Source organism: uncultured Candidatus Puniceispirillum sp. (assembly GCF_963979125.1).
Lineage (GTDB): Bacteria > Pseudomonadota > Alphaproteobacteria > Puniceispirillales > Puniceispirillaceae > Puniceispirillum.
In genome coordinates, this window is the sequence record NZ_CAXBVX010000143.1 from 1 (window position 1) to 3449 (window position 3449).

5 protein-coding genes are annotated in these 3449 nt (G+C 50.9%); 2 read left to right on the forward strand and 3 right to left on the reverse strand.

The window, feature by feature from the left end; translation table 11 throughout:
- On the forward strand, window positions 1-592 hold a 592-nt coding region (locus ABNT28_RS10365; RefSeq protein ID WP_348721550.1), incomplete at its 5' end, for a hypothetical protein.
- On the opposite strand, the gene ABNT28_RS10370 is transcribed toward ABNT28_RS10365, so the two are convergent.
- Window positions 579-1514 carry an AEC family transporter gene (locus ABNT28_RS10370; protein ID WP_332924141.1) on the reverse strand — a complete coding sequence of 312 codons (936 nt, stop codon included), beginning with the start codon at window positions 1512-1514 and terminating at the stop codon, window positions 579-581. The two genes, ABNT28_RS10365 and ABNT28_RS10370, sit on opposite strands and share 14 nt — an antisense overlap.
- 50 nt (window positions 1515-1564) lie before the next feature.
- The gene (locus ABNT28_RS10375; protein WP_332924140.1) at window positions 1565-2011 is read right to left on the reverse strand and encodes a cytochrome c; all 447 of its coding nucleotides are present in this window, start codon (window positions 2009-2011) and stop codon (window positions 1565-1567) included.
- A 148-nt stretch (window positions 2012-2159) separates the two neighbouring features.
- Here ABNT28_RS10375 and ABNT28_RS10380 point away from each other — a divergent pair, with 148 nt between their 5' ends.
- A complete protein-coding gene (locus tag ABNT28_RS10380) occupies window positions 2160-2459 on the forward strand; it encodes a hypothetical protein (protein WP_332924139.1) in 300 nt (99 codons plus the stop codon).
- Window positions 2460-2477: 18 nt separating this feature from the next.
- Here the strand turns inward: ABNT28_RS10380 and ABNT28_RS10385 are convergent.
- The coding region (locus ABNT28_RS10385; protein ID WP_348721551.1) for an NAD(P)-binding protein at window positions 2478-3449 on the reverse strand (972 nt) is incomplete at its 5' end.

Genomic DNA, 3449 nt, shown 5'->3' on the forward strand with positions numbered 1-3449 from the left:
TGCAAAGACAGCGGGTGCAAAGACAGCGGGGTCTGATCTATCTGTTTTTGATCTGGATGAATTTATCACCTGTTTGCGCAAGGCTGTAACAGCCCCGTCACCAGCAAAAGCCATTCGCGCTGAAATGGATCGTTATTTTGAAAATCCAGAAGCTGTCCGCCAAGCGATGCCCACATTTGATACGGATGAAGAGACATTATTCGAGGATGAGACCGTTTCGATTTTCTATTGCCGGTTTCGTCCCAATTACACGATCCCGCCGCATGACCACCAAACATCGGCGGTGATTGGTATTTATGAAGGGCAGGAGCGAAACAATTTTTTCACTACGGCTGGTGACGCTTTTATCACAAAGGGCAAGTCAGTTGATATGCAGGCTGGCGATGTGTTGTCGATTGGCCCTAACGCCATTCATACAGTGGAATGCACAGGATCAACGCCAAGTTATGGCATTCATGTTTATTTGGCACCATTATCGCGCATCGAACGAAATCTATATGATGTTGCGGCGCAAATGGTGATCCCCTTTACCGATGCCGATTTTCAACGCTTGGTTTCGGATGATGAGGCTACGGCGTCTAGCCAAGCATAGTGAACAGGATATAGAGCACCACAGGCACCGTCAGGCTGGCCAGCAAGGTGCTGACGAAAATGGCTGAGGCCGAGCGACCTGCATAGGTCTGATAATGATCGGCCAGCATGAACACATTGGCGGCAACAGGCAGACAGGCTGACAGGATAGCAACTTTGATCCATAACATGTCCTGTCCCGGAATGAGCAAAAACAAGCCTGCGACAAGCACAGGATGCACGATAAGTTTGAACAGGCTTATGACGCTGACTTCGGCGGCGGCGGCGCGGATTGGCTGGCCATAGAGGGTTGCGCCAAGGGCAAATAGCGCAACCGGTGGTGCCGCATCAGCCAGCATGTTCAACGTCCGGCTGGCAATGATCGGCATCTGCATATCAAAGGCGGCATAACCAAGACCCGCCATCACAGCAAGAAGTAAGGGGTTACGTGCCATTTCAGCCAGGATACGCGGCAAGGCCTGTACCAGCCCCTGTTTGGTATTGGCGGCAAAATAGGCAAGGATCATCAGCAGAACAATGGTATCAGCAAATAGCAAAAGCGCTAGGGGTAATGCCGCCGCATCACCAAATGCCAGAATACATAAAGGCACGCCAATATAACCATAATTTGGATAGGCGATATTGAGCCCGAAAATGCCACTTGTCAGCCGTTCAAACCCGAACAGTGACCGTGATAGATAAGCGGTGCCAAGAAACAGCAAAATGGTTGCGCTTTCATACCGCCAGACAAAACCCCAGTTGAAAATATCGCTAGGGTCGCTGACCGCCACCTTGATGAACAGCATCGGCGGCAAAGCAACATAAAAGGCAAATTTAGCCAATGTACGCGCGCCAGCATTGTCAAAAAGGCCCGTCGCCCGTACGCCAAAACCAGCAAAAATCAATGCAAAAAAGGGCACCGAAATAGCAAGAACATCACCCATCGATAGACATCAAGACAGGGTACCGGACAGAAAAAGGCGCATATTCATGCTTATTTTTTAAAGACTTTGTGACATCCGCCACAAGAGTCAGCTGTTGCCCGAAAAGCCGCGGTCAGTGCGGTCATGTCTTCTGCATTCGCCGCATCGATAATGCCCTGTGTCGCTGTGGCATGTGCCTGTGCGGCGGCTTTAAAACCGTCAAAATCTTCCCAGACGCGTGGTTTGGCGGCTGACGGTGCGCCGCCGCTGCCTTCAGGGAAAAACTCAGGCATCTTGACCGCCCAAGCCTTTATTTCCTCGGCATGTTCGATGATGGCGGCGTAGTCTTGGTTTCCCATCAATCCGCCAATGGCTTTGAGATGTCCCTGTGTTGCTTTGAAATTATCCATGCGCTCTTTAACAATGCCAGTGGCACCATCATGTGCAGACAGAATGCCAGGCATTGCTGCCGAAAAAGCCGTTAACATTGTAACTATGATTATAAGACGTTTTTTCATGATATTTTTCCTAGCATGCGTTTGACACCAGATTAGCAGATTTGGTTTGAATTAGCTTGCCCAATATATGAGTATTGCACTGCATAATCTTCAAACAATACATAATGATTGTCATCAATATTATTCATAAATAATCGGGAGACACGACATGGCCGCCGCACATCTTCGCATTTACACAATCAATAAAGGGCAGATGGATAGCTGGCTTGATCTGTTCCATAGCAAGTTGATACCCGTTCTGCATGAGGCTGGCTTTGGGGTGTCTTCATCATGGGTCAATGATCTGGGGACGCAGTTTATCTGGATTCGCACTTGTGACCAGTTGGAAGATATTCCGAAACTGGAAGAAAAATTCTACGGGTCAGACTGGTGGCAAGCCAATGTTGATTACGTGCGTAGCCATGTTGCGCATCGTGAAATTGTGGTCATGACATCAACTGGTGATTAGAATCTAGGCGCCTAGGCACTATATCGATAGCGCGTTTATGGCCGCTAATCCGCTGTCATAGGCATGTTCAACACGGGCACCACCAAGCCAGTCACCTGCGATGGCGATGGAACGACCGGCATTGGTGATTCCATGCGGGGCGATGCTGGTATCTATTGTGGCTGGGCGAATAACTTTGGCATATAGCCAGCGATGCGCGGCTGACATCACCGGACGCGGTAATTCTACACCTGTCTCGCTAGCCAGCGTATCAAATAATGCGGCAATCACCTCGTCCTTGCTGGCTTCGATCCAGTGCTGGCTCCAGTCGGCTGACGCCTGAATTGTAATCGCTGGATAATGCTGATCGGCGTGTGGGCGCGTTTGTTCCAGTCCAGCCCAGCCAATCGCACAATCACGATTGCGGATCGGCAAAGTTGGCATAATAGGCATAGCGTCAAAGCCATACATGGCTGTCCAGCACGGCGCATAAAGCGCCGTATCGGCAAGCGCGGCCATGGCAGGTTCAATGTCGCGTAAAAGCCGTGCTGTTTGGGGGGCTGGTGCGGTGACGATCAGTTTGCGGGTCAATAGATTGGTACCGTTTTTGTCGGTCAGGCATAGACCATTGTTATTGGTGCCAGTTAGCGGGTGCGGCATGATGCTGGCGATTTCCATATCCTGACGAATATCCAGACCCTGACCCATAAAGACAGGCAGATCACGCATGGTCGGTGATCCGGCAAAGGCGGTTTTATCATCGGCAATCTGCCAGCGCGCCAGCGCGCCAGCTGTTTCTGCGGCGTGTAAAACGGCACTAAAGGCATCGCCTTTGGCGGTGACGAACTGCGCACCATGATTAAAGGTGAAACCATCGGCACGGCGCGTCGATAAGCGTCCGCCAATCCGGCGCCCCTTGTCAATCACCACCACATGTTGGCCAGTCTTATGCGCGGCGCTGGCGGCGGCAAGGCCGGAAATGCCTGCGCCAATTATCACAAGATCAAAAAT

Coding starts and splice junctions, on each gene's coding strand:
- ABNT28_RS10370 (WP_332924141.1), bottom strand. CDS start 1,514: ATGGGTGATGTTCTTGCTATTTCGGTGCCCTTTTTTGCATTGATTTTT.
- ABNT28_RS10375 (WP_332924140.1), bottom strand. CDS start 2,011: ATGAAAAAACGTCTTATAATCATAGTTACAATGTTAACGGCTTTTTCG.
- ABNT28_RS10380 (WP_332924139.1), top strand. CDS start 2,160: ATGGCCGCCGCACATCTTCGCATTTACACAATCAATAAAGGGCAGATG.